The 21840-nt window shown below is 73.5% G+C and carries 19 protein-coding genes and 1 pseudogene; 14 read left to right on the top strand and 6 right to left on the bottom strand.

Annotation, left to right across the window (positions count from 1 at the left end; genetic code table 11):
• Positions 1–39 precede the first annotated feature (39 nt).
• Positions 40–1086, top strand: a complete 1047-nt coding sequence (locus OP86_RS04370; protein WP_030257270.1) for a C40 family peptidase — start codon at positions 40–42, stop codon at positions 1084–1086.
• A 176-nt stretch (positions 1087–1262) separates the two neighbouring features.
• Entirely contained in the window at positions 1263–2285 is a 1023-nt protein-coding gene (locus OP86_RS04365; RefSeq protein WP_051829671.1) for a hypothetical protein, read from the top strand.
• A gap of 99 nt (positions 2286–2384) precedes the next feature.
• Here the strand turns inward: OP86_RS04365 and OP86_RS04360 are convergent, their stop codons facing one another.
• Positions 2385–3755, bottom strand: a complete 1371-nt coding sequence (locus OP86_RS04360; RefSeq protein WP_030257262.1) for a glycosyltransferase 87 family protein — start codon at positions 3753–3755, stop codon at positions 2385–2387.
• A 212-nt stretch (positions 3756–3967) separates the two neighbouring features.
• Between OP86_RS04360 and OP86_RS04355 the strand changes: the two genes are divergently transcribed.
• Entirely contained in the window at positions 3968–5104 is a 1137-nt protein-coding gene (locus tag OP86_RS04355; protein WP_030257259.1) for a glycosyltransferase family 4 protein, read from the top strand.
• Positions 5105–5195: 91 nt separating this feature from the next.
• Here OP86_RS04355 and OP86_RS04350 read toward each other — a convergent pair whose 3' ends face one another.
• Complete coding sequence (locus OP86_RS04350) at positions 5196–6989, bottom strand: AMP-dependent synthetase/ligase (RefSeq protein WP_030257257.1); 1794 nt, start codon at positions 6987–6989, stop codon at positions 5196–5198.
• A gap of 466 nt (positions 6990–7455) precedes the next feature.
• Between OP86_RS04350 and OP86_RS04345 the strand changes: the two genes are divergently transcribed.
• The 5 genes from OP86_RS04345 (at position 7456) to OP86_RS04325 (ending at position 11841) form a co-directional block, all read left to right on the top strand.
• On the top strand, positions 7456–7890 hold the full coding sequence (locus OP86_RS04345) for an SRPBCC family protein (protein ID WP_030060193.1): 435 nt from the start codon (positions 7456–7458) through the stop codon (positions 7888–7890).
• A 24-nt stretch (positions 7891–7914) separates the two neighbouring features.
• Positions 7915–9087, top strand: a complete 1173-nt coding sequence (locus OP86_RS04340) for an ArsA family ATPase (RefSeq protein WP_030060192.1) — start codon at positions 7915–7917, stop codon at positions 9085–9087.
• A gap of 93 nt (positions 9088–9180) precedes the next feature.
• Positions 9181–9669 (top strand): DUF5304 family protein, encoded by a 489-nt coding sequence (locus tag OP86_RS04335; RefSeq protein ID WP_051829669.1) that lies wholly within the window; start codon positions 9181–9183, stop codon positions 9667–9669.
• 192 nt (positions 9670–9861) lie between these two features.
• Positions 9862–10806, top strand: a complete 945-nt coding sequence (locus tag OP86_RS04330) for an ROK family glucokinase (protein ID WP_030060190.1) — start codon at positions 9862–9864, stop codon at positions 10804–10806.
• 228 nt (positions 10807–11034) lie between these two features.
• Positions 11035–11841: an endonuclease/exonuclease/phosphatase family protein gene (locus OP86_RS04325; protein ID WP_106973325.1), complete on the top strand. Its 807-nt coding sequence runs from the start codon at positions 11035–11037 to the stop codon at positions 11839–11841.
• A 39-nt stretch (positions 11842–11880) separates the two neighbouring features.
• On the opposite strand, the gene OP86_RS37375 is transcribed toward OP86_RS04325, so the two are convergent.
• Positions 11881–12624 carry a hypothetical protein gene (locus tag OP86_RS37375; protein WP_051829668.1) on the bottom strand — a complete coding sequence of 248 codons (744 nt, stop codon included), beginning with the start codon at positions 12622–12624 and terminating at the stop codon, positions 11881–11883.
• Positions 12625–12634: 10 nt separating this feature from the next.
• Positions 12635–13429: an alpha/beta hydrolase gene (locus OP86_RS04315; protein WP_030060187.1), complete on the bottom strand. Its 795-nt coding sequence runs from the start codon at positions 13427–13429 to the stop codon at positions 12635–12637.
• A gap of 176 nt (positions 13430–13605) precedes the next feature.
• On the opposite strand from OP86_RS04315, the gene OP86_RS04310 reads away from it, so the two are divergent.
• From OP86_RS04310 to OP86_RS04300, 3 genes are read left to right on the top strand one after another with little or no spacing between them, the layout of a single operon-like run.
• Positions 13606–14442 (top strand): lysophospholipid acyltransferase family protein, encoded by an 837-nt coding sequence (locus tag OP86_RS04310; RefSeq protein WP_033330951.1) that lies wholly within the window; start codon positions 13606–13608, stop codon positions 14440–14442.
• Between the two features lie 30 nt (positions 14443–14472).
• Positions 14473–15684, top strand: coding sequence for a MacS family sensor histidine kinase (gene macS, locus OP86_RS04305; protein ID WP_234434921.1), 1212 nt, complete (start codon positions 14473–14475; stop codon positions 15682–15684).
• A complete protein-coding gene (locus OP86_RS04300; RefSeq protein ID WP_030257252.1) occupies positions 15684–16364 on the top strand; it encodes a response regulator in 681 nt (226 codons plus the stop codon). The genes macS and OP86_RS04300 overlap by 1 nt, the downstream gene beginning before the upstream one ends.
• A 48-nt stretch (positions 16365–16412) precedes the next feature.
• Here the strand turns inward: OP86_RS04300 and OP86_RS32760 are convergent.
• A pseudogene (locus OP86_RS32760) lies at positions 16413–18318 on the bottom strand (anthranilate synthase family protein).
• A 304-nt stretch (positions 18319–18622) separates the two neighbouring features.
• Here OP86_RS32760 and OP86_RS04290 point away from each other — a divergent pair.
• Positions 18623–19972, top strand: a complete 1350-nt coding sequence (locus OP86_RS04290) for a class II 3-deoxy-7-phosphoheptulonate synthase (protein ID WP_030060182.1) — start codon at positions 18623–18625, stop codon at positions 19970–19972.
• A gap of 197 nt (positions 19973–20169) precedes the next feature.
• Entirely contained in the window at positions 20170–20481 is a 312-nt protein-coding gene (locus tag OP86_RS04285) for a (2Fe-2S)-binding protein (RefSeq protein WP_030060181.1), read from the top strand.
• 4 nt (positions 20482–20485) lie between these two features.
• Here OP86_RS04285 and bfr read toward each other — a convergent pair whose 3' ends face one another.
• Complete coding sequence (gene bfr / locus OP86_RS04280; protein WP_030060180.1) at positions 20486–20965, bottom strand: bacterioferritin; 480 nt, start codon at positions 20963–20965, stop codon at positions 20486–20488.
• Between the two features lie 245 nt (positions 20966–21210).
• Here bfr and OP86_RS04275 point away from each other — a divergent pair, with 245 nt between their 5' ends.
• Entirely contained in the window at positions 21211–21840 is a 630-nt protein-coding gene (locus OP86_RS04275) for a sulfite oxidase-like oxidoreductase (protein WP_030060179.1), read from the top strand.

The raw sequence follows: 21840 nt of genomic DNA, 5'->3' as shown, positions 1-21840 counted from the left end.
GCGGCGGGGCCGAACCGCAGGATTGGAGCCGCTGCCGCCATGCCCGTGCACCGCCGTTCCCAACTGCTCGCCCGTGCGCTGGTGCTGACGGCGGCCGCCACCACCGCGCTGGGCGTGGTCACCAGCGGCAGCGCCCACGCCGCCCCCGGCAGCCCCGACCCGGCCGACCGCAAGGACGTCAAGGCGCAGGTGGAGCAGCTCTACGACGAGGCCGAGCAGGCGTCGGAGAAGTACAACGCGGCGCTGGAGGCGCAGCGCAGGCTCCAGGACGAGACCACGATCCTGCAGGGCGAGATCGCCGTCGCCCAGGACCAGCTCAACGAACTGCGCGGCGACCTGGCGACCGTCGCCGGGGCCGAGTACCGCGGCGGCGGGATGAGCCAGACCGCCCAGCTGATGCTCTCGCCCGACCCGGAGGGCTACCTCGCCCGCGCCCGCACCCTGAGCCAGGCCGCCGAACGGCAGCAGGAGACGCTGCACGAGCTGGTGAGCCGCCAGCGCCGGCTCGACCAGCGCCGCAGCGAGGCGGCCGGCAAGCTCGCCGAGCTGGACGAGAACCGCCGCTCGCTCGCCGACATCAAGCAGCAGGTCCAGCAGCGGCTGGCCAGGGCGCAGAAGCTGCTCAGCGGCCTGGACGCCGCCGAACGGGCCAGGATGACCGCCCAGGACGCCCAGGACGCCGAGCAGCGCGCCACCCGCGGCACCGACCGGCTGGACCTCGGCTCCACCCCGCCCGCGTCCGAGCGCGGGGCGGCCGCCCTGGCCGCCGCGGTGCGGATGATCGGCTCGCCGTACGTCTACGGGGCGACCGGGCCCCGCGCGTTCGACTGCTCCGGTCTGATGTACTACAGCTGGCGGCAGGCCGGAGTGACCCTGCCGCGGACCTCGCAGGCCCAGGCGTCCGCCGGGCAGCGGGTCAACCTCTCCGACGCGCGACCGGGAGACCTGGTGATCTTCTACCGGGACATGCACCACGTGGGCATGTACGCCGGCGGCGGCGTCATCGTGCACGCCCCCTACCCGGGCGCCAAGGTCCGCTACGAGAGCGTCAACGCCATGCCGGTCGCGGGGGTGGTCCGGCTCTGAGCGCGTCGCCGTCCGGCCCCGCCGGCCACGACCCGGCCCACATACCCCGCCGCGCGCTGTCCCGGCGCGGTGCGCTGCTGCTCGCGGCCGGCGGGCTGGCCCAGCTGTCGCTGCCGCCCGCGGCCCCGGCGGCGCCCGCCCGGCAGGCGGCCGACCTGCGCGGCGAGGTGGGCACGGTGCTGGCGGAGCGGGCGCGCTCGCTGCCGGCCCGGACCGGACTGCCGGTCGCCGAGGCTTCGTACCGCAACCTGGTGCTCGCCGCGGCCGGCCCGCCGGACCGGCTGACCGCCGCCGCCGACCTGGCGGTGCGGATCGCCGGGTACGACGACCACCCGGTGGTGTACCCGCGCCGGATCGAGCTGGCCCGGGCCGGGGACGGCTGGCGGGTCGAGCACGAGGAGAGCACGAGCGGGCCGCCCGCGCTGTGGGACCTCGGTGCCACCCGGTCGGCGTCGGGCGCGCACTGCCTGGTGCTCGGCCTGGCCGACGGACCCGACCCGGCCGGGCTGGTCGCGGTGGGGGACCGCGCGGTACCCGCCGTCGGCGCGGTCTGGGGCGACGCCTGGCCCGGCCGGCTGCTGCTCGAACTGTCCGCCACCGAAGCGCAGTTCGCCCGGCTCCTGGAGGGCGACCCGGCGGGCTGGGCGGGCATGGCGGCGGTCACCGTGGCCGCCCCCGGCGCGCCCTCGCACACCCCGGCGGACCGGGTGCTGGTCAACCCGGAGGCGTACGGGCGGCTCAGCGACTTCGGCCGGCAGGTGGTCGTCACCCACGAGGCCACCCACGTCGCGACCAGGGCCGACACCCGGGCCTGGACCCCGCTGTGGCTCTCCGAGGGCGTCGCCGACTGGACCGCCTACCGGGACTCCGGCCGCACCCCGCGGCAGATCGCCCCCGAGCTGGCCCGGGACGTCACCGCCGGGAGGCTGCCCACCGAACTGCCCGCCGACCGGGACTTCACCGCCGGCGCCACCGGCATCGCCCAGGCCTACGAGCAGTCCTGGCTGGCCTGCGAGCTGATCGCCCGCCGCTACGGGCCGCAGCGGCTGGTGGCCTTCTACCGGGCCGTCGGCGCGGGCGACGGGCAGGGCGAGGACCGGGACCGCCGTACGGACCGGCTGCTGCGCGCCGAACTGGGCGTCGGCCTGGCCGAGTTCACCCGGCTGTGGCTGGACGGGGTGGCGGCGCTGAAGGTCTGAGGCGCCGGCGGGGCGGAGACACCGGAGACGCCGGAGGCCTGAGGCGCCGAAGGGCCGAGACACCGGAGACGCCGGAGGAGCGAGACGTCGGAGGGCCGGTCAGCGCCGCTGCTCGGCCGGGGCGCCCGGGTGGTCGATGCCGTCCAGCAGGTCCTGCTCGTACGCGATGCCCGGCCGTACCGGGTAGCCGGAGGCCGGCAGCGCGGCGGGCTCCGGGTCCAGCACCACGGTCGGCGGCAGCGGCGCCTCGCCGCGGGTGGAGCGCCAGAGCCGGACGCAGGACAGCACGGTGGCGGCCAGCAGCAGCAGGTTGCGCAGGGCCAGCACGGTGATCGCGCCGGGCTCGCTGGCCAGGACCTGGGTGAACACGGTCGGGAACTCGACCAGCGTCAGCGGGCAGGCGATCAGGATCAGCAGGGCCACCGGCCGCTGGCTGGTGCCGCGCACGGTCAGGCAGACCGCCGCGACGCCGACCAGCCAGACCAGGTACTGCGGGCTGATCACCCGGCTGGTCACCACGAAGATCAGCAGCGTGCACAGCGCCGCGTCGTACATGGTGGCCGCGTTGCGGCGCTTGGAGGTGAAGCGCCACAGCAGCAGCCAGAGGAAGCCCAGCACGGTGCCGGCCATCATCACCTTGCTGATCACGGCGACCCACGGCCCGAGCATCTCGGGGGAGCCGTAGTTCATGGTGACCTTGCCGTCCCAGCCGCCGGCGATCCGGGCGAAGTGCAGCGGCAGCGCGCCGACCGACTCCACCTCGATGCCGCGGTCCTTCTGGAACGCCAGGAAGTCGAAGGCGCCGTTCATCCCCGCCGCGAGCAGGAAGCCGACCGAGACGGCGGTGGCCCCCGCCAGCGTCCAGGAACGGCGGGTACGGCGGCCGGAGGGGGTGCCGATCAGGCCGAGCAGCGGCCAGACCTTGACGATGCCGCCCAGGCCCAGCAGCAGCCCGCCCACCGCCGGGCGGCGGATCAGCGCGAGCAGGCCGGCCAGGGCGACCGCGGTGACGATGATGTCGAAGCGGTTGTAGATCATCGGGCCGAGCAGTGGGACGGCCACCACCCACATCCAGGCGCCGGTCAGCGCCCGGCCCCGGCGCAGCCCGGTGCGGATCAGCAGCGCGACCGCGGCGGCGTCGGCGATCCCGCAGATCACCCAGAACGAGACCAGGTACGACCAGGGCAGCAGCCCCGGCAGCAGGATCACCAGGGCGGCGCCCGGCGGGTACTGCCAGGTCACGTCGTCGAACGGGAAGGTGCCGGTCTGCAGCACGCCGTACCAGGCGTGGTAGATCATCCACACGTCGGCCGTGACGTCGCCGCCGGGCGACTTCAGGACGCCGGTGATCAGCAGCACCAGCACGGTCCGGGTGGCCACCCAGGTCGCGCCGAGCGCGGCGAGCGCCCCGAGCGGGCGGCCGAGGCGGCCGCGCGGAGAACCGGACTCGGTGGCCGGGGCCAATTCCACTGCGCTCCCTCGTTCGTCGCGGACGTCCTCACCGGAGGCGTCGTACTGACGGACGCCCGGGCCGCCGCATCACGGCCTAGGTACTAGGACTGACCCGGGGGGCAAACGGTTGCCGTACGCGCTTCCGTTCCCGGCGGGTCATGGTGTTGACCTATCGTACGGATCACCCAGCGGTGCGCCGAGCACCCCCCGACCGAGCGAGCCATGGCCAGATGCACAGAACCTTGATCGTCACCAATGACTTCCCGCCCCGCCCGGGGGGCATCCAGGCCTTCGTGCACAACATGGCCGTCCGTCAGCCCGCAGGAAGCATCGTGGTGTACGCCTCGACCTGGCGGGACGGCAGCGAGGTGCGGCGCTTCGACGCCGAGCAGCCGTTCCCGGTGATCCGGGACCGGACGAAGGTGATGGTTCCCACACCCCGGGTCACCCGGCGGGCCGCCGAGATCCTGCGCGCCGAGCGGTGCGACTCGGTCTGGTTCGGCGCCGCGGCCCCGCTCGGCCTGATGGCGCCCACGCTGCGCCGGGCCGGCGCCGGGCGGCTGCTCGGCATGACCCACGGGCACGAGGCCGCCTGGGCCCAGCTGCCCGGCTCCCGGCAGCTGCTGCGCCGGATCGGCGCGGGCACCGACGTGCTGACCTACCTGGGCGAGTACACCCGCTCGCGGATCGCCGCCGCGGTGGGGCCGCAGGCCGCGGCCCGGATGGTGCAGCTGCCGCCGGGCGTGGACGAGACGACCTTCCACCCCGAGTCCGGGGGCGCCGAGGTCCGCCGCCGGCTCGGGCTGGCGAACCGGCCGGTGGTGGTCTGCGTCTCCCGGCTGGTGCCGCGCAAGGGCCAGGACACCCTGATCGAGGCGATGCCGCAGATCCTGGCCGACGTGCCGGACACGGTGCTGCTGATCGTCGGCGGCGGCCCGTACCGGGCGGGCCTGGAGAAGCTGGCGGACGCCAAGGGCGTACGGGACTCGGTGCGGTTCACCGGCTCGGTGCCGTGGGAGGAACTGCCCGCCCACTACGGGGCCGGGGACGTCTTCGCGATGCCCTGCCGGACCAGGCGCGGGGGGCTGGACGTCGAGGGCCTGGGCATCGTCTACCTGGAGGCCTCGGCGACCGGCCTGCCGGTGGTCGCGGGGGACTCCGGCGGCGCGCCGGACGCGGTGCTGGAGGGCGAGACCGGGTACGTGGTGCCCGGCGGCTCGGCCGCGGCGGCCGCCGAGCGGATCGTCCGGCTGCTGCGCGACGAGGAGCTGCGCCGGCGCCTCGGCGAGGCCGGGCGGCGGTGGGTGGAGCGCTCCTGGCGCTGGGACCTGCTGGCCGGGCGGCTGACCTCGCTGCTGGCGGGCTGACGGAGCGGGCTGACGTCATGCCGGAAGGGCCCCGCCGTGCTCGGCGGGGCCCTTCCGGTACGGCGGCTTGCGGTACCTGCTTGCGGTACGGCTACTTCTGGTAGAGGGCCTCGACGTCGGCGGCGAAGTCCTTCAGCACGACGTTGCGCTTGAGCTTGAGCGAGGGCGTCAGGTAGCCGCTCTCCTCGGAGAACTCGACGTCCAGCAGGCGGAACTTCTTGACCGCCTCGGCGTGCGAGACGGCCGCGTTGCCGTCGTCCACCGCGGACTGCAGGGCGGCCAGCAGGTCCGGGTCCTGGGCGAGGTCGGCGACGGTGGCGCCGGCGGGCTTGCCGTTGAGCTCCTTCCACTTGGGGAAGAAGTCCGCGTCGATGGTGATCAGGCAGGCGACGAAGGGCTTGCGGTCGCCGACCACCATGACCTCGCCGACCAGGGCGTGGGCCCGGATCCGGTCCTCGATCACGGCCGGGGCGACGTTCTTGCCGCCGGCGGTGACGATGATCTCCTTCTTGCGGCCGGTGATGGTCAGATAGCCCTCGGAGTCCAGCGAGCCGAGGTCGCCGGTGGCGAACCAGCCGTCCCGGAGGGCGTCCGCGGTGGCCTGCGGGTTGTTCCAGTAGCCGGTGAAGATCTGCGGGCCCTTCAGCAGCACCTCGCCGTCCTCGGCGATCCGCACGGCCGAGCCGGGCAGCGGCTGGCCGACGGTGCCGATCTTCGGCTTGTCGTGCGGGTTGAAGGCGGTGGCCGCGCAGGTCTCCGTCAGGCCGTAGCCCTCCAGGACGGTGAAGCCGATGCCCCGGTAGAAGTGGCCGAGGCGCTCGCCGAGCGGGGCGCCGCCGGAGATGGCGTGGGTGGCCCGGCCGCCGAGGGCGGCGCGCAGCTTGCTGTAGACCAGCTTGTCGAAGACCGCGTGCTTGATCCGCAGGACCAGGCCCGCGCCGCCGGCGTCCAGCGCCCGGCTGTAGGCGATCGCCGTCTCGGCGGCCTTGTCGAAGATCTTGCCCTTGCCGTCGGCCTGGGCCTTGGCGCGGGCGGTGTTGTAGACCTTCTCGAAGACTCTCGGCACGCCCAGGATCAGCGTCGGCCGGAACGAGGCGAGTTCGGCCGTGACGTCCTTGACGTCCGAGACGTGGCCGAGCTTGATGGGGGCGATCGCGGCGGCGATCTCGGCGATCCGGCCGAGCACGTGCGCGAGCGGGAGGAACAGCAGGACGGAGCCCTCGCCGGTCCGGAACAGCGACTCCATCCGGGCCGTCACGTTTCCGAGCTCGGCGAGGAAGTTGCCGTGGGTCAGCTGACAGCCCTTGGGGCGGCCGGTGGTGCCCGAGGTGTAGACGATGGTGGCGATCGAGTCGGCCGTCGCCGTCGAGCGGCGCTCGTCGACGGTGGCGTCGGAGACCTGCTGCCCCGCCTCGGCCAGCGCGGCCAGGGCGCCCGCCTCGATCTGCCAGGTGTGCTGCAGCTCCGGCAGCCGCTCGCGGACCTGCTCGACCACCTCGGCGTGCTTGCCGGTCTCGGTGAGCACGGCCACCGCGCCGGAGTCGCCGAGGATCCACTCGACCTGCTCGGGGGAGGAGGTCTCGTACACCGGCACGGTGATCGCGCCGGCCGACCAGATCGCGAAGTCCAGCAGTGTCCACTCGTAGCGGGTCCGGGACATGATGCCCACTCGGTCGCCGGGGCGGATGCCGGCCGCGATCAGGCCTTTGGCGGCGGCCCGCACCTCGACCAGGAACTGGGCGGCGGTCAACTCCTGCCACTGGCCGTCCACCTTGCGGCTGAGCACCACGACGCCCGGGTGCCGGTCGGCGTTCTGGTGCACGAGGTCGGAGAGGTTACCGCCGCTCGGTACCTGGTAGAGGGCCGGAAGGCTGAAGTCGAGCAAGACTGCTCCTCGTTCGCGACGCTGCGGGACGGCAGGACGTTACTGCCCGGTAGGCAGCTTCGACCAGGGGGGTCGGCCCCGGTGTTCGAAGTGTCACACCCGGCCGGGTCCGACCAGGCCGTGACCAGGTCGTTCGAATGGCACCCTACGGCAGCGCCGCGGTGACCGGTCGGTAGCCCGCTGCTATTCGCCCGCTCGCCTCCGGGGCGCTCTGACCCGGTGCCGACGGTCGGCGCTCCCTCGCTCCTGCGTCGCTCCCTCGCGCTCTCCCTTTCGGCACCGGCGCGCCCCTTCGGCTCGGGGCGGGGACTCGCCGGCTCGCGGATGCCCGGGCTCGGGGCGGGGCGTCGGGTGCGGCCCGCGCCTTCGGGGGGACGGCCGGGCGCGATAGCCTGCTCCGGGCGGACCGGGCCGAGGGCGCCCCGGCCGGACCGGCAGGCAGAGGGACGACGCGGAGGGCCATTCCATGGCGGAGCACACCAGGTCGAGCATCACCATCGACGCGACCCCGGCCACGGTCATGGCCGTGATCGCCGACTTCGCCGCCTACCCGGCCTGGACCGGCGAGGTCAAGGAGATCGAGGTCCTGGAGACCGGCGAGGACGGCCGCGCCACCCAGGTCCGGCTGCTGCTCGACGCCGGCGCGATCCGCGACGAGCACGTCCTCGCGTACACCTGGGACGGCGACCGCGAGGTCGGCTGGACCCTCGTCCGCAGCCAGATGCTCCGCTCGCTGGACGGCTCGTACACCCTCGCCGCGCTGGCCGGCGGCCGCACCGAGGTCACCTACCAGCTCGCCGTGGACGTCAAGATCCCGATGCTCGGCATGATCAAGCGCAAGGCCGAGAAGGTCATCATCGACCGCGCCCTGAGCGGGCTGAAGAAGCGCGTCGAGGACTGACACCGCGGAACGGGGGCCGACGGCATGACGGCGACACGCACCATCCTGGTCAGCGGCGACGCGGGCGCACCCGCGGTGGCCGCCGGCACCGCCCTGCACGCCGCCCGGCGCGGCCATCGCACCTGGCTGCTGGCGGCCGACGACCCGCACCGCGCGCTGGACTCCGTCCTCGGCACCCGCCTGGAGCCCGAACCGCTGCAGTACGCCCCGGGCCTGACCGTCTCCCGGATCGACGAGCAGGCCGCGTTCCGCTACGCCGTCGGCGAGCTCACCGGCCGGCTCAAGCCCGCCCTCGACCTGCTCGGCGCCGAACAGCTCGACCCCGAGGAGCTCACCGCCCTCCCCGGCATCGCCCGGCTCGCCCTGCTGCGCGCCCTGCCCGCCGCCGACCAGGACGTCCTGGTCGTGCTCGCCCCGCCGCCCGCCGAGCTGATCGCCACCCTCGCCCTGCCCGAACAGCTGGCGCGCTACCTGGACCGCCTCGTCCCCGAGCAGCGGCAGGCCGCCCGGGCGCTGCGCCCGCTGCTGGCCGGGCTGGCCGGGGTCCCGATGCCCGCCGAGTGGCTGTACGAGGGACGCACCAAGGCCGCCGCGGCGCTCGCCGAGTCCGGCGCCGCGATCACCGACCCCGGCACCAGCGTCCGCCTGGTCGTCCCCGCCGACGGCCACCCGTACCGGGAACTGCGCCGGATCCGGGCCGGACTCGCGCTGTACGGGCACCGGCCGGACGCCGTGGTCGTGCACGGCGTGCTGCCCGAGGCCGCCGCCTCCTCGCCCGACCCCTGGCTGGCCGCGCTGGCCCGCCGCCGGGAGGAGGAGCTGGCCGGGCTCGCCGCCGCGACCGACGCCCCCGTCCTGGCCACCGGCCTGGCCGACGCCACCCTGGAGGCCGTCGCCGACAGCCTGTACGGGGACGGCCCGGGGCCCGAGCGGCTCGCCCCCGCGCCCTGGACGGTCGAGGACCGGCTCGCCGAGGACGGCCTGCTGGTCTGGCACCTCGACCTGCCCGGTGCCGACCGGGCCGAACTGGACCTGGTCCGCCGGGGCGACGACCTGGTGGTCGGGCTCGGCACCCACCGCCGGGTGCTCACCCTGCCCTCCGCGCTGCGCCGCTGCACGGTCGCCGGTGCGGGGCTGCTCGACGGGGTGCTCTCGGTGCGGTTCGCACCCGACCCTTCGCTCTGGCCGCAGGGCTGACGGGCCGTCTGGCCTTTCCGGGCCGTACCGGAAGTCGGGTAGCGTCGGGCCGGAGGGCCGCGGGGTGCGGCCACGGCTGAGGAGGCGCCCGCGATGACCAGCACCGACGACCGCACCGAGCCCGTCGACGACCGTACGGAGACCGCCGGGGACCGTACTGAGCCCGTCGGCGATCGTACGGAGGCGCGCGACGGGCAGGCGGGGGCTCAGGCTGACGGGCAGGCCCACCCGTTCGGGCCGGAGCTGGGCCCGCTGGTGGACGAGGTGCGCCGGTTCGCGGGCGCGCTCGGCGAGAAGGCCCAGGAGGCGAGTGCCACCACCCTGATCACCCTCTCCGGCCTGGCCGACCGCCTGCGCACCCAGCAGCCGGAGGTCTACACCCACCTCACCGCCGCCGGCTCCGGGATCGCCGCCGCGGGCGCCGAACTGCTGGCCGCCTACCGTGCCGCCGTGGCCGGGCACGAGCGCCGCTGGACCGCGGGGCAGGGGGCGGCCGCCGAGAAGATCGACCTCGACGGGCCCGAGGGGCCTGCGGGCTTCGCGGGTTCCGAGGGGCCTGACGAGCCGTCCGCCAAGCAGTGAAACCGTAACTTTCGGAGCGTGATCGCGTTGCTCTCGTACGTCACGAAGGAGGAGATTAGATAAGACTTTTGAAGTGTCCCGGCCCGGTTTTCCCAAAATTGTCTTCGGTTAATGTATGCGAGGCTGTGTACGGGGACAGGGTTGGGCGGTACCGTTCCGTCCAGCGGGAACGAGTGAATAGCTGAGGGACACATGGCTCTGACCATCGGCGTCGATGTCGGCGGGACCAAGATCGCGGCAGGCGTGGTCGACGAGGCGGGCGAGATCCTGGCCCGGACCAGGGTGCCCACCCCGGCCGACCCGCAGTGGGCGGTCGACGCCATCGCGCAGGCCGTGCGCGAGCTCAAGGAGCAGCACCCCGGCGTCACCGCGGTCGGCGTCGGAGCCCCCGGCTTCGTCGACAGCAACCGCTCCACGGTGATCTTCGCCCCCAACATCGACTGGGAGAACGAGCCGCTGCGCGGCCGGGTCGAGGAGCTCACCGGCCTGGACACCGTCGTCGAGAACGACGCCAACTGCGCCGCCTGGGCCGAGTTCCGCTTCGGCGCGGCCACCGACTACCAGGACATGGTGCTGATCACCGTCGGCACCGGCATCGGCGGCGGCATCGTGCTGGACGGCCGGCTGCACCGCGGCCGCTTCGGCGTGGCCGGCGAGATCGGCCACCTCAACATGGTCCCGGACGGCCTGGCCTGCGGCTGCGGCGGCAAGGGCTGCTGGGAGCAGTACGGCTCCGGGCGTGCGCTGCGCCGCTACGGCCGGGAGAAGGCCGCCGCCGACACGGTGCGCGGCCGCCGGATGCTGGAGCTCAACGACGGCGTCGCCGAGACCATCCGCGGCATCCACATCACCCAGGCCGCCGAGGAGGGCGATCCGCTCGCCCTGGAGTGCTACGCGGAGCTGGCCGACTGGCTCGGCCGCGGCATGGCCGACCTCGCCGCGCTGTTCGACCCGGGCGTCTTCGTGCTCGGCGGCGGCGTCTCCGACTCCGGCCGCCTGCTGCTCGACCCGGTCGCCAAGGCCTTCGAGCACTACCTGACCGGCGGTGTGCACCGCCCGCGCGCCGAGGTCGTCCTGGCCTCGATGGGCTCCGCCGCCGGCATCGTCGGCGCGGCGGACCTGGCCCGCGTGCCCTGATCCGCCTGCCCTGATCCACGCGCTCTGACCCCAGCCGTGTGACACCCCTCCAAGCCCGCCGGCGGCGGTGCGACCGGGCCCCGACCACTCCCGGACGCACCGCCGCCGTCGCACGTCCCGGCCCCGCCACGTACGGTCGGACCCAGTGAGGACCCAGTCAGGACCCAGTGAGGACGCCATCCGGCGACGGCGCTTCCGGCGGCCGCCGCCCAGGGGAGGACGAGGACCATGACCGCCGCGCCAGCCGACAGCGCGACCGCCGCCGCGCCCGTCGAACCGCCGCCGTCCGGCCCGCGCCGACTGCGGCTGCTCAGCTACAACATCCGCTCGCTGCGCGACGACCGGCGGGCGCTGGCCCGGGTGGTCCGGGCCTGTGCCCCCGACCTGGTCTGCATCCAGGAGTCACCGCGCTACTGGCGGCCCGAGGGGCAGGCCGGTTGGCTGGCCCGGAGCACCGGGACGGTCGTCCTGGCCGGTGGCGGCCGTACCGCGGCCGGTCCGCTGCTGCTCGGCCGGCCCGGCGCGGTGGAGGTGCTGGGGGTGTACGACCGGCTGCTGCCCAAGACCCGCGGCCTGCACGCCCGGGGCTTCGCCACCGCGCTGCTGCGGCTGCCGGGCGCGGCGCCGTTCACCGTCACCAGCTGCCACCTCAGCCTGGATCCCGAGGAGCGGTACGGGCAGTTCGAACTGCTGCCGGAGCAGCTGGGGATCGCCGAACACGGCATCGTGGCAGGGGACTTCAACGAGCACCCGGACGGTCCGGGCTGGCAGCTGCTGGCCTCCCGGCTGCAGGACGGCTACCCGACCGCGCCCTGGGGCGGCGAGTTCACCTCCGTACCGGAGCGCCCGTACCAGCGGATCGACGCCGTCTTCGCCACGCCCGGGATCACCGTCCTCGGCTGCGGGGTGCCGCACGGGCTGCCTGGCATCACCGACCCCGACCTCCGGGCCGCGACCGACCACCTGCCGGTGCTCGCCTTCCTCGAACTGCCCGAACGCGAAGCCCCCGAACCGCCCGAGCGCGAAGCCCCGTAACCGCCCGAACGTTGAAGCCCCCGAACCGCCGGACGAGCGCTAGACGACCGCGCCGTGGTCCGGGTCCTCCGGCTCGTCCTCGTCACGGTCCTTCATCCGGGCGACCAGGGTGACGAAGCCGCCGAGGAAGGCGGTGATCCCGACCCAGGCCGGCCAGCCGGAGATCTCCCGCCAGACCACCGCGTCGACCAGCAGCAGCGCGGGGCCGCCGAGCACGGCCAGCCAGGCGAACTTGGCGGTCACGTCGGCCTCGGGCAGCGGCGGGGGCTCCGGCGGGACGAAGTGGCCCTCGTCGGTGTCCTCAGCCAGCTCGAAGTCGCGCGGGCCCGATTCGGCGGCCGGCAGCACCGGCCGGCCGGAGCGGGGGCGGGGCTGCGGGGCGAGGTCGGAGAGGTCGTCCTGGTCGCCGCGGGTGCCGTCCTTGTAGCCGCCCTTGAGCTCGTTCTGGGCCCGGAGGTTCTCGACCTCCGGCCAGTTGGGGTTGTTGAGGTCGACCGGGTCGTCGAACTGGGCGACCAGGGCGGCGAAGATCTCGTCCTGTTCGGCCTGGCTGCGCTCGGGCGCGCGGCGCGGCCGGGGCTCGGCGGGGGCCTCCGGTGCGGTGGAGTCCTCGGCGTCGTCGGCGGGGTCCTGCGCGGGCGGGGGCGTCGTGGCGCCGCCCGCGCCGGTGCGGTCCGTCGGGGCTCCGCCCGGGGCAGCGGCGCCCGTGGCCCCGCCGTCCTTCGTCGCGCCGTCCTCGCGGGGAGCCTCGTCCCCGCCGCCCGCCGTGCTGCTCTCGTGCACTTCCGGCCCTTCAGCCATGGTGATCGTCGGATTCGACCCGGGTGGCGCCCGCCGAGTGTGCGGGAACCAGCCGTCGGATGAAGTCCTGGCCGGCCGCGAATATTTCCGCCGCGTCGTGGTCCAGCGTCGCGACGTGGAAGCTGCGCCGGCACAGCCGCTCCGTCACGTCGGTCGAGGATATCCGGGCCAGCACCAGTTCCGAGTTGGCCGGCGAGACGACGTGGTCCTGCGGGCTGTGGAAGAGCAGCACCGGCTGGGTCACCTCCGGCAGGCGGTGCTGGACCTCCCGCCACAGCCGGCTCAGCGACCAGGCGGCGTGCAGCGGCGTCCGGTCGTAGCCGACCTCGGTCGAGCCGGCCAGGGCGATGTCGTTCGCGATCCCGGGCAGGCTCGGGACGAGGTGGCGCAGCACCGGAAGCAGCACACTCGCGGGGGTGTCCGAGCGCACCGACGGGTTGACCAGCACCAGCCCGGAGACCGTCGGGCCGTGCAGCGCGGCGAGCCGCAGCGCCAGCGCGCCGCCCATCGACAGCGCGAAGACGAACACCTGCTCGCACTCGTCGGCGAGGGTCAACAGCTCGCGTTCGACCTCGGCGTACCAGTCCTCCCAACGGGTGAGCTGCATGTCCTGCCAGCGGGTGCCGTGCCCCGGCAGCAGCGGCAGCGACACCGTGTACCCGGCCGCGGCCAGGTCCTCGGCCCACGGCCGCAGCGACTGCGGCGACCCGGTGAAGCCGTGGCAGAGCAGCACGCCCACCGGTCCGCCGCGGTGGCGGTACGGTTCGGCACCGGGCAGCAACGGCATGGCGGGCTCCTTCGCGGGCGGGTGGCGCTGGGGGAGGGGACGCTGGAGGGGTGGCTGCGGGGATCCGCATCGTCCCACGCCCCGCGCCGGGCCGTACACCCCCTTCGGCGGGGCCGGGCGCAGCGGACGCCCACGGGGCATTAGGATCGACCGGTCCGCATAACAGGAGGCCCGGGTTGTTCTACCGACTGATGAAGATGATCGTCGCGCCACTGCTTCGGATCTTCTTCCGGCCGTGGATCGAGGGTGAGGAGAACATCCCGACCGAGGGTGCGGCGATCATCGCGAGCAACCACCTGTCCTTCTCGGACTCCTTCTTCTTCCCCGCGCTGATCAAGCGCCGGGTCACCTTCATCGCGAAGGCCGAGTACTTCAACACCCCCGGCCTCAAGGGCCGGCTGACCGCCGCCTTCTTCAAGGGCGTCGGCCAGCTGCCGGTGGACCGCTCGGGCGTGCGCGGCGCCGGTGAGGCCGCGATCCGCAGCGCCATCGCGGTGCTGGAGCGCGGCGAGCTGTTCGGCGTCTACCCCGAGGGCACCCGCTCGCCCGACGGCAAGCTGTACCGCGGCAAGGTCGGCGGTCTGGCCCGCGTCGCGCTGGCCACCGGCGCCCCGGTGATCCCGGTCGCCATGATCGACACCGAGAAGGTGCAGCCGCCCGGCCAGGTCGTCCCGAACTTCGGCATCCGCCCCGGCATCCGGATCGGCCGCCCGCTGGACTTCTCCCGCTACCACGGCATGGAGAACGACCGCTTCATCCTCCGTTCGGTGACGGACGAGGTGATGTACGAGATCATGCGGCTCTCCGGCCAGGAGTACGTGGACATCTACGCGACCGCCGCCAAGCGGCAGATCTCGGACGAGAAGAAGAAGGCCGACGCCGAGCGCCGTGCGGCGGCCAAGGCGGAGAAGGCCGAGGCCGCCGAAGCCGAGAAGGCGGAGAAGGCGGCCGCGGCCGAGGCGGAGAAGGCGGAGAAGGCCGCTGAGGCGGACAAGGAGTCCGGCTCGGCCTGACGGCCCGGCCGGGCCCGGGGGAGGGGCGGGATGACGCACGGCGACAGAGCCGGCGCGGTGGGAGGAACGGTGGCGGCCGGCGGCATGTCCGTCGAACTCCCGCTGTGGAAGGCCATCTCCTACTTCCGGGTGCTGGCCCTGATCTACGCCCTGCTGCGGTACTTCAACTCGTACCTGCACTTCCTGCACCCCGTCGCCGGCTGGATCTTCCTCGGCGCGCTCACCCTCTGGACCCTCGCCACCACCCGGGCCTTCGCCAACCCGCAGCGCTGCACCTGGTACGTCCTGGGCGTCGACCTCGCCCTCGTCGTCACCGGCGTCGTGATGAGCGGTATGACCGACGCCCCGGCCCGGATCAGCCACGGCGCGCCCACCCTGCCGACCATCTGGGCCGCCGGCACGGTGCTCGGCTGCGCCGCGAAGGGCGGCTGGCGCCCGGCGGCGGCCTCGGGCTCGGTGATCGGCGTCGCCAACATCCTCGGCCACGGCGGGCCGACCGGCGACAACATCCACAACATCGTGCTGCTGATGGTGGCCGGGTGCGCGATCGGCTACGTGATCGAGCTGGCCCGGGCCAGCGAGGCCACGCTCACCCGGGCGCTGCAGGTCGAGGCGGCCACCCGGGAGCGCGAGCGGCTCTCCCGCGACATCCACGACGGTGTGCTGCAGGTGCTCGCGCTGGTCCAGCGGCGCGGCGCGGAGCTGGGCGAGGGGACGGTCGGCGCCGGCGGCGGGGCCGGTTTCGCCGAGCTGGGGCGGCTGGCCGGCGAGCAGGAGCGAGCGCTGCGGACCCTGATGACCGGCGGGCCGATCCCGGCCCAGCGCCTGCCGGAGCCCGACGCCGCCGAGCCGCGCGACCTCACCGCGCTGCTGTGCCCGTACGCCGACGAGCGGATCACGCTCTCCGCCCCCGGCACCCCGGTGCTGCTGCCCGGACCGGCCGCGGGCGAGCTCGCCGCGGCGGTCGGCGCGGCCGTCGACAACGTCCGCCGGCACGCCGGTGAGGAGGCCAGGGCCTGGATCCTGGTCGAGGACGAGCCGGAGGCCGTCACGGTCAGCATCCGCGACGACGGCCCCGGGTTCGCCCCCGGCCGGCTCGGCGAGGCTGAGCGGGCGGGCCGGCTGGGCGTCTCCCAGTCCATCCGCGGCCGGCTGCTGGACCTCGGCGGCACGGCCGAGCTGTACTCGGCGCCCGGCGAGGGCGTCGAGGTCGAACTGCGCGTCCCGAGAAAAGGTGCTTGATGACGGATCAGCCGACCACCGACCGGCCGGTGCGGGTGATGGTGGTGGACGACCACCCGATGTGGCGGGACGCCGTCTCGCGCGACCTCGCCGAGGCCGGGCTGGACGTGGTGGCCACGGCGGGCGACGGCGAGGAGGCCGTCCGCCGCGCCCGGGCCTGCTCGCCGCAGGTCGTCGTGCTGGACCTCAACCTGCCCGGCCTGCCCGGCGCCGAGGTGTGCCGTCAGGTGGTCGCGCACGACCCGGCGGTGCGGGTGCTGGTGCTGTCGGCCAGCGGGGAGCACCAGGACGTGCTGGAGGCGGTGAAGTCCGGCGCGACCGGGTACCTGGTGAAGTCGGCCGGCCGGGAGGAGCTGCTGGACGCGGTGCGGCGCACGGCCGTCGGCGACGCGGTGTTCACCCCGGGCCTGGCCGGCCTGGTGCTCGGCGAGTTCCGCCGGCTGGCGGCCGAGCCGGCCCCCGCCTCGGCGCCGGCCGCCCCGCAGCTGACCGCCCGGGAGACGGAGGTGCTGCGGCTGGTGGCCAAGGGCCTGTCGTACCGTCAGATCGCCGACCGGCTGGTGCTGTCGCACCGCACGGTGCAGAACCACGTGCAGAACACGCTGGGGAAGCTGCAGCTGCACAACCGGGTGGAGCTGGTCCGGTACGCGATCGAGCAGGGCCTGGACGACGAGATCTGACGGGCCCCGGGCGGGGTGGGCCACCCCGCCCGGGACGCCGCCGACTGCTCAGCGCCGGACGGGCGAAGCCTCGCGCAGCAGCTCCGCCACGATGTCCACGCCCTCGCGGGTGAGCACCGACTCGGGGTGGAACTGGAGGCCCGCGAAGCCGGCCCCGCGCAGGGCGTGGACGTCACCGGTCACGGCGTCCCGGGCGACCTCGACGCCCTCGGCGGCGAGCCGGGCCGCGTCGGCCTCCGAGCAGCGCGCGGTGAAGGTGTTGTAGAAGCCGACCGTCCGCTTGGTGCCGAACAGGTCGATGCTCTCCTGCGCCCCCTGGTACGGGACGGGCTTGCGGCCGAGCGACAGCCCGAGTTCGGCGGAGAGCAGCTGGTGGCTGAGGCAGACCGCGAGCAGCGGCGCGGTGCGGGCGCCGGAGCGGACGGCGGCCAGGGAGTCCGCGACGATCGGCCGCAGCAGGGCCATCTTGGGGTCGTCGGCGAGCGCCGGGTCGCCGGGCCCGGGGCCGAGCACCAGCGGGCCGCGGTGCGCCGCGACCAGCTCGCGCAGGCCCGGCGCGTCGTAGCGGACCACCGTCACCTGGTGGCCGAGCGAGCCGAGCAGGTGGGAGAGCATCGAGGTGAAGGTGTCCTCGCCGTCCACGACCAGGGTCGGCTCGGCCTCGGTGATCCGGGTCGACGTCTGCATCCGCAGCCAGAACGGTGCGAGGCCGGCCCGGCGGGCGTCGAGGGCGGCCTGGACCCGGTGGTCGTCGGCGAGCCGCGGGCCGGGAGCCGATCGCGGTGAGCACCCCGGCGGCCTTGGCGTGCGTCTCGGCGACCTCGGACTCCGGGACGGAGTGGCGCACCAGCGTGGCGCCGACCCGGACGACCAGCCGGCCGGTGGCCGGGTCGATGTCGGCGGTGCGGATGCAGATCGGAGAGTCCATCAGCTGCCCGCCGCTGGCGGAGCGTCCGATCAGCGCGAGCGCGCCGGAGTAGTAGCCGCGCCCGGTCGGCTCGTAGCGGCGGATGACCCGGGTGGCGTTCTCGACCGGGCTGCCGGTGACGGTGGCGGCGAACATCGTCTCGCGGAGCACCTCGCGCACGTCCAGCGAGGTGCGCCCGCGCAGCTCGTACTCGGTGTGGGCGAGGTGGGACATCTCCTTGAGGCGGGGCCCGAGCACCTGGCCGCCGAGGTCGCCGACCGTGCACATCATCTTGAGTTCCTCGTCCACGACCATGGTCAGCTCCTCCAACTCCTTGGGGTCGTGGAGGAAGTCGAGCAGCGAGTCGATGTCGGAGCCGCCCGCCGGATAGCGGTAGGTGCCGGAGATCGGGTTCATCACGACGGTGCCGCCGCTCTGGCGGACGTGCACCTCGGGGGAGGCGCCGACCAGCACCCGGTCGCCGGTGTGCACCAGGAAGGTCCAGTACGCGCCGCGCTCCTGCTCCAGCAGCCGCCGGAAGAGCGTCAGCGCGAGCTCGGGCGAGAAGTCTTCGAGTGTGGCGTGGAAGTCGCGCCGGATCACGAAGTTGGCGCCCTCGCCGTTGCCGATCTCCTCCTCGATCACCCGGCGGACGATCGAGGCGTACGAATCGTCGTCCACGTCGAACGCGCCACCGGCAAGGGCGACCGGCAACTGTGGCAGGAGGGAGAGGAATTCGGCCAAGGGGAGGACGTGCTGTTCGGCCACCGAAAGGGCCTGCAGCGGGGTGCCGTCGTCGTGTGTCTCGAAACCGCGCTCGCGGATCTGTCGGTACGGGACGAGCGCGAGCAGGTCGTGCACGGGGGTGCCGCCGGCCGGGACGCCGCTGCGCACCGGGAGGTCGGCGAGGTGCTCGTAGCTGTCGACGGTGCCCACCAGTACCTCGACGGTGTCCGGGGCGAGACGCGGGGTGCGGCGGTGCAGCAGGGCGAATGCGGGCGCGTTCGGGGAGGTGAGACGGGTGAGCAGGTCGGCGGTCGTGGTCACGGTTACGGCTTCCTTCCGAATGGCTGGACGAGGGCTGTGCTCGATCCGCTCCGGGAGGGCCGTCTGCTCGGATGCCGACGGCCGCCCCTCAGGGCGGCCGTCGTGTTCGCTTCAGGAACGCGCGATCGGTGGGCCACCCTCGGGGGAGGCCCACCACCAGGAGGAGTTGTGGTGCGCGTGCATGAGTTCGAGAGTAGCGGATCATGTGGGACTGGTGAGGCCGATCACGTCAGATGTCCGAGATGCGTCTCACCCATCGGGCAATGGTCACGATTCGTCCGTGTCACCCCGTAGCCTTGGCGGTGTGACCGCTACGACTGAGACATCGAGGGCTGCCCACTCCTGGCAGTCCCTGCCCGCGGCGCAGCAGCCTGAGTGGCCGGACCAAGAGGCTCTGCGCAAGACCCTTGCCGAGCTCGCCTCCTATCCGCCGCTCGTCTTCGCCGGTGAGTGCGACCAGCTGCGCGCCCGGCTCGGAGCCGTGGCACGCGGGGAGGCGTTCCTCCTCCAGGGTGGTGACTGTGCCGAGGCCTTCGACGGTGTTTCGGCGGAGCACATCCGCAACAAGCTGAAGACCCTGCTGCAGATGGCCGCCGTGCTGACGTACGCGGCCTCGGTGCCGGTGGTGAAGGTCGGCCGCATCGCCGGTCAGTACTCCAAGCCGCGCTCCAAGTCGACCGAGACCCGCGACGGCGTGACCCTGCCGGTCTACCGCGGCGACTCGGTGAACGGCTTCGAGTTCACCCCCGAGTCCCGCATCCCGGACCCGGAGCGCCTGAAGCGGATGTACAACGCGTCCGCCGCGACGCTCAACCTGGTGCGCGCCTTCACCACCGGTGGCTACGCCGACCTGCGTCAGGTGCACGCCTGGAACCAGGACTTCGTGCGCAACTCGCCGGCCGGCCAGCGCTACGAGCAGCTCGCCCGGGAGATCGACAACGCCCTGGCGTTCATGAGCGCCTGTGGCGTGGTGCCGGAGGAGTTCAAGGCGGTCGAGTTCTTCTCCTCGCACGAGGCGCTGGTGCTCGACTACGAGACCGCGCTGACCCGCGTGGACTCGCGCACCGGCGAGCTGTACGACGTCTCCGGCCACATGGTGTGGATCGGCGAGCGCACCCGGCAGCTGGACCACGCGCACATCGAGTTCGCCTCGAAGATCCGCAACCCGATCGGCGTCAAGCTCGGCCCGACCACCTCGGTGGACGACGCGCTGGCCCTGATCGAGAAGCTGGACCCGGAGCGCGAGCCCGGCCGCCTGACCTTCATCACCCGGATGGGTGCGGGCAAGGTCCGCGAGCACCTGCCCACCCTGCTGGAGAAGGTCACCGCCTCCGGCGCCAAGCCGGTGTGGATCTGCGACCCGATGCACGGCAACACCTTCGAGGCCTCCAGCGGGCACAAGACCCGTCGCTTCGACGACGTCCTGGACGAGGTCAAGGGCTTCTTCGAGGTGCACCGCGCGCTCGGCACCCACCCGGGCGGCATCCACGTGGAGCTGACCGGCGACGACGTCACCGAGTGCGTCGGCGGCGGCGACGAGGTCCTGGTGGACGACCTGCACCAGCGCTACGAGACGGCCTGCGACCCGCGGCTCAACCGCAGCCAGTCGCTGGACCTGGCGTTCCTGGTGGCGGAGATGTACCGGGGGCAGTGAGCCCCGGGCGATACCCGCCCCCCCGGGCGGTGCCGGCCCTCAAGCAGGGTCGAATGTGACGAAGGCCCCTCCGGATTCGGGATTCCCGAGCCCGGAGGGGCTTTTTCGCACCCGGATCGCCGGGTAAGGTGAGGCTTAGTGAACTAAGGCAAGCCTTAGTCAAGATCCACTCCGCTTCACCCCCGGGAGATTCCGCGATGTACGTGTGCATGTGCCATGCGGTCACCGAGGACCAGGTGAAGAAGGCGATCGACGGGGGTGCCAACACCCCGCGCCAGATAGCGAAGGGCTGCAAGGCCGGCACCGACTGCGGGTCCTGCGTGCGCCGGATCCAGGCGCTGCTCGGCGAGCACGGCGCCCGGCCCTGCCCGACCGCCCGGCTGGCCGCGAAGCTCGGCCTGGCCGACCCGGAGCCGCAGACCGCGCCCGCGGCCCCGGCCGCTCCGGCGCTGCCGGTGGTCCGGGCCACGGCCCCGATCGCCCCGGTGGTCCCGCTGCGCGTGGCCTGAGCCCTCAGGACTCCGGCTGCTCGATGAGCTGGGCGAGGTAGAGCGCCTCACCGAGCTTGTCCAGCAGCTCCAGCTGGGTGTCGAGGTAGTCGATGTGGTGCTCCTCGTCGGCCAGGATGTCCTCGAAGATGTTCGCCGAGGTGACGTCGTTCTTGGCCCGCATCACCACGATCCCGCGCTTGAGCCGGTCGATCGCCTCGACCTCGACCTGGCGGTCGGCCTCGAACATCTCCTGGACGGTCTGGCCGATCCGGACGTGGAACAGCCGCTGGTAGTTGGGCAGCCCCTCCAGGAACAGGATCCGGTCGGTGAGCGTCTCGGCGTGCTTCATCTCGTCGAAGGACTCGTGCCGGGTGTACTTGGCGAGCTTCGTCCAGCCGAAGTTCTCCTGCATCTTGGCGTGCAGGAAGTACTGGTTGATCGCGGTCAGCTCGGCGGTGAGCTGTTCGTTGAGGAACTCGATGACCTCGGGATCGCCCTGCATGGCGGTGCCTCCTGCGCTCGTCCTGCGATGGGTGCTGCGCTGCGATGGGTGCTGCGCTGCGCATCCTGGCACCGCGCTGGGAAGAATTTCCAGTAAGTTCACACTCACTAGGACATGTGTCGGAATATCCGATTTGGGTGGAACTCCGATGGTGGGCGATCGACCGTTGGTCCGTACGGGCGGGGCGTGAATCAGCCCAAAGGGGCGCGCGTCGGCGCTCGTCCGCCGTCTGTCACCATGGATCCATGGGTCAGTCCAGAAACGAACCGCTTCCGCCGTCTGACCCGAGGCTCCCCCCGGGCCAGCGCGCGCAGCGTGGCTGGCCCGCCCTGCACTACGGGCCGGTGCCCCGCTTCAAGCCGCTGACCTGGGACCTCCAGGTGTTCGGCGCCACCGCCTCGGCGGAGAAGCACAGCTTCGACTTCGAGGCCTTCAGTGCCCTGCCGCGCACCACCGTCGTCGCGGACCTGCACTGCGTCACCAAGTTCTCCGTGCTCGGCAACGAATGGACGGGCGTCCCGGCCGCCGCTGTGCTCGACCTGGTGCCCCCGGCACCCGGCGTCACCCACGTGATGGTCTGGGCCGAGTACGGCTACAGCGCCAACCTGCGGCTGGCCGACTTCGCCGACCCGCACACCCTGCTCGCCACCCACCGCAACGGCGAGGCGCTGACCGCCGAGCACGGCTTCCCCGTCCGGCTGGTCGTGCCCCGGCTGTACGCCTGGAAGGGCCCCAAGTGGGTCCGCGCGGTGGAGTACATGCGGGCCGACCGGCGCGGCTTCTGGGAGGAACGCGGCTACCACAACCTCGCCGACCCCTGGCGCGAGCAGCGCTACTCCTACCAGGAGGAGCCCGGCGACGGGCCGCTGCGCTGA

Origin of the sequence: Streptomyces novaecaesareae, from assembly GCF_000716875.1 — a bacterium.
GTDB classification, from domain to species: domain Bacteria; phylum Actinomycetota; class Actinomycetes; order Streptomycetales; family Streptomycetaceae; genus Kitasatospora; species Kitasatospora novaecaesareae.
This window is presented reverse-complemented; position numbering and strand designations above follow the sequence as displayed.

Excerpts from the sequence above, each read along its gene's own strand:
- OP86_RS04370 (WP_030257270.1), top strand. The coding sequence starts at position 40 with ATGCCCGTGCACCGCCGTTCCCAACTGCTCGCCCGTGCGCTGGTGCTG.
- OP86_RS04355 (WP_030257259.1), top strand. The coding sequence starts at position 3,968 with ATGCACAGAACCTTGATCGTCACCAATGACTTCCCGCCCCGCCCGGGG.
- OP86_RS04345 (WP_030060193.1), top strand. The coding sequence starts at position 7,456 with ATGGCGGAGCACACCAGGTCGAGCATCACCATCGACGCGACCCCGGCC.
- OP86_RS04340 (WP_030060192.1), top strand. The coding sequence starts at position 7,915 with ATGACGGCGACACGCACCATCCTGGTCAGCGGCGACGCGGGCGCACCC.
- OP86_RS04335 (WP_051829669.1), top strand. The coding sequence starts at position 9,181 with ATGACCAGCACCGACGACCGCACCGAGCCCGTCGACGACCGTACGGAG.
- OP86_RS04330 (WP_030060190.1), top strand. The coding sequence starts at position 9,862 with ATGGCTCTGACCATCGGCGTCGATGTCGGCGGGACCAAGATCGCGGCA.
- OP86_RS04325 (WP_106973325.1), top strand. The coding sequence starts at position 11,035 with ATGACCGCCGCGCCAGCCGACAGCGCGACCGCCGCCGCGCCCGTCGAA.
- OP86_RS04315 (WP_030060187.1), bottom strand. The coding sequence starts at position 13,429 with ATGCCGTTGCTGCCCGGTGCCGAACCGTACCGCCACCGCGGCGGACCG.
- macS (WP_234434921.1), top strand. The coding sequence starts at position 14,473 with ATGACGCACGGCGACAGAGCCGGCGCGGTGGGAGGAACGGTGGCGGCC.
- OP86_RS04300 (WP_030257252.1), top strand. The coding sequence starts at position 15,684 with ATGACGGATCAGCCGACCACCGACCGGCCGGTGCGGGTGATGGTGGTG.
- OP86_RS04285 (WP_030060181.1), top strand. The coding sequence starts at position 20,170 with ATGTACGTGTGCATGTGCCATGCGGTCACCGAGGACCAGGTGAAGAAG.
- bfr (WP_030060180.1), bottom strand. The coding sequence starts at position 20,965 with ATGCAGGGCGATCCCGAGGTCATCGAGTTCCTCAACGAACAGCTCACC.
- OP86_RS04275 (WP_030060179.1), top strand. The coding sequence starts at position 21,211 with ATGGGTCAGTCCAGAAACGAACCGCTTCCGCCGTCTGACCCGAGGCTC.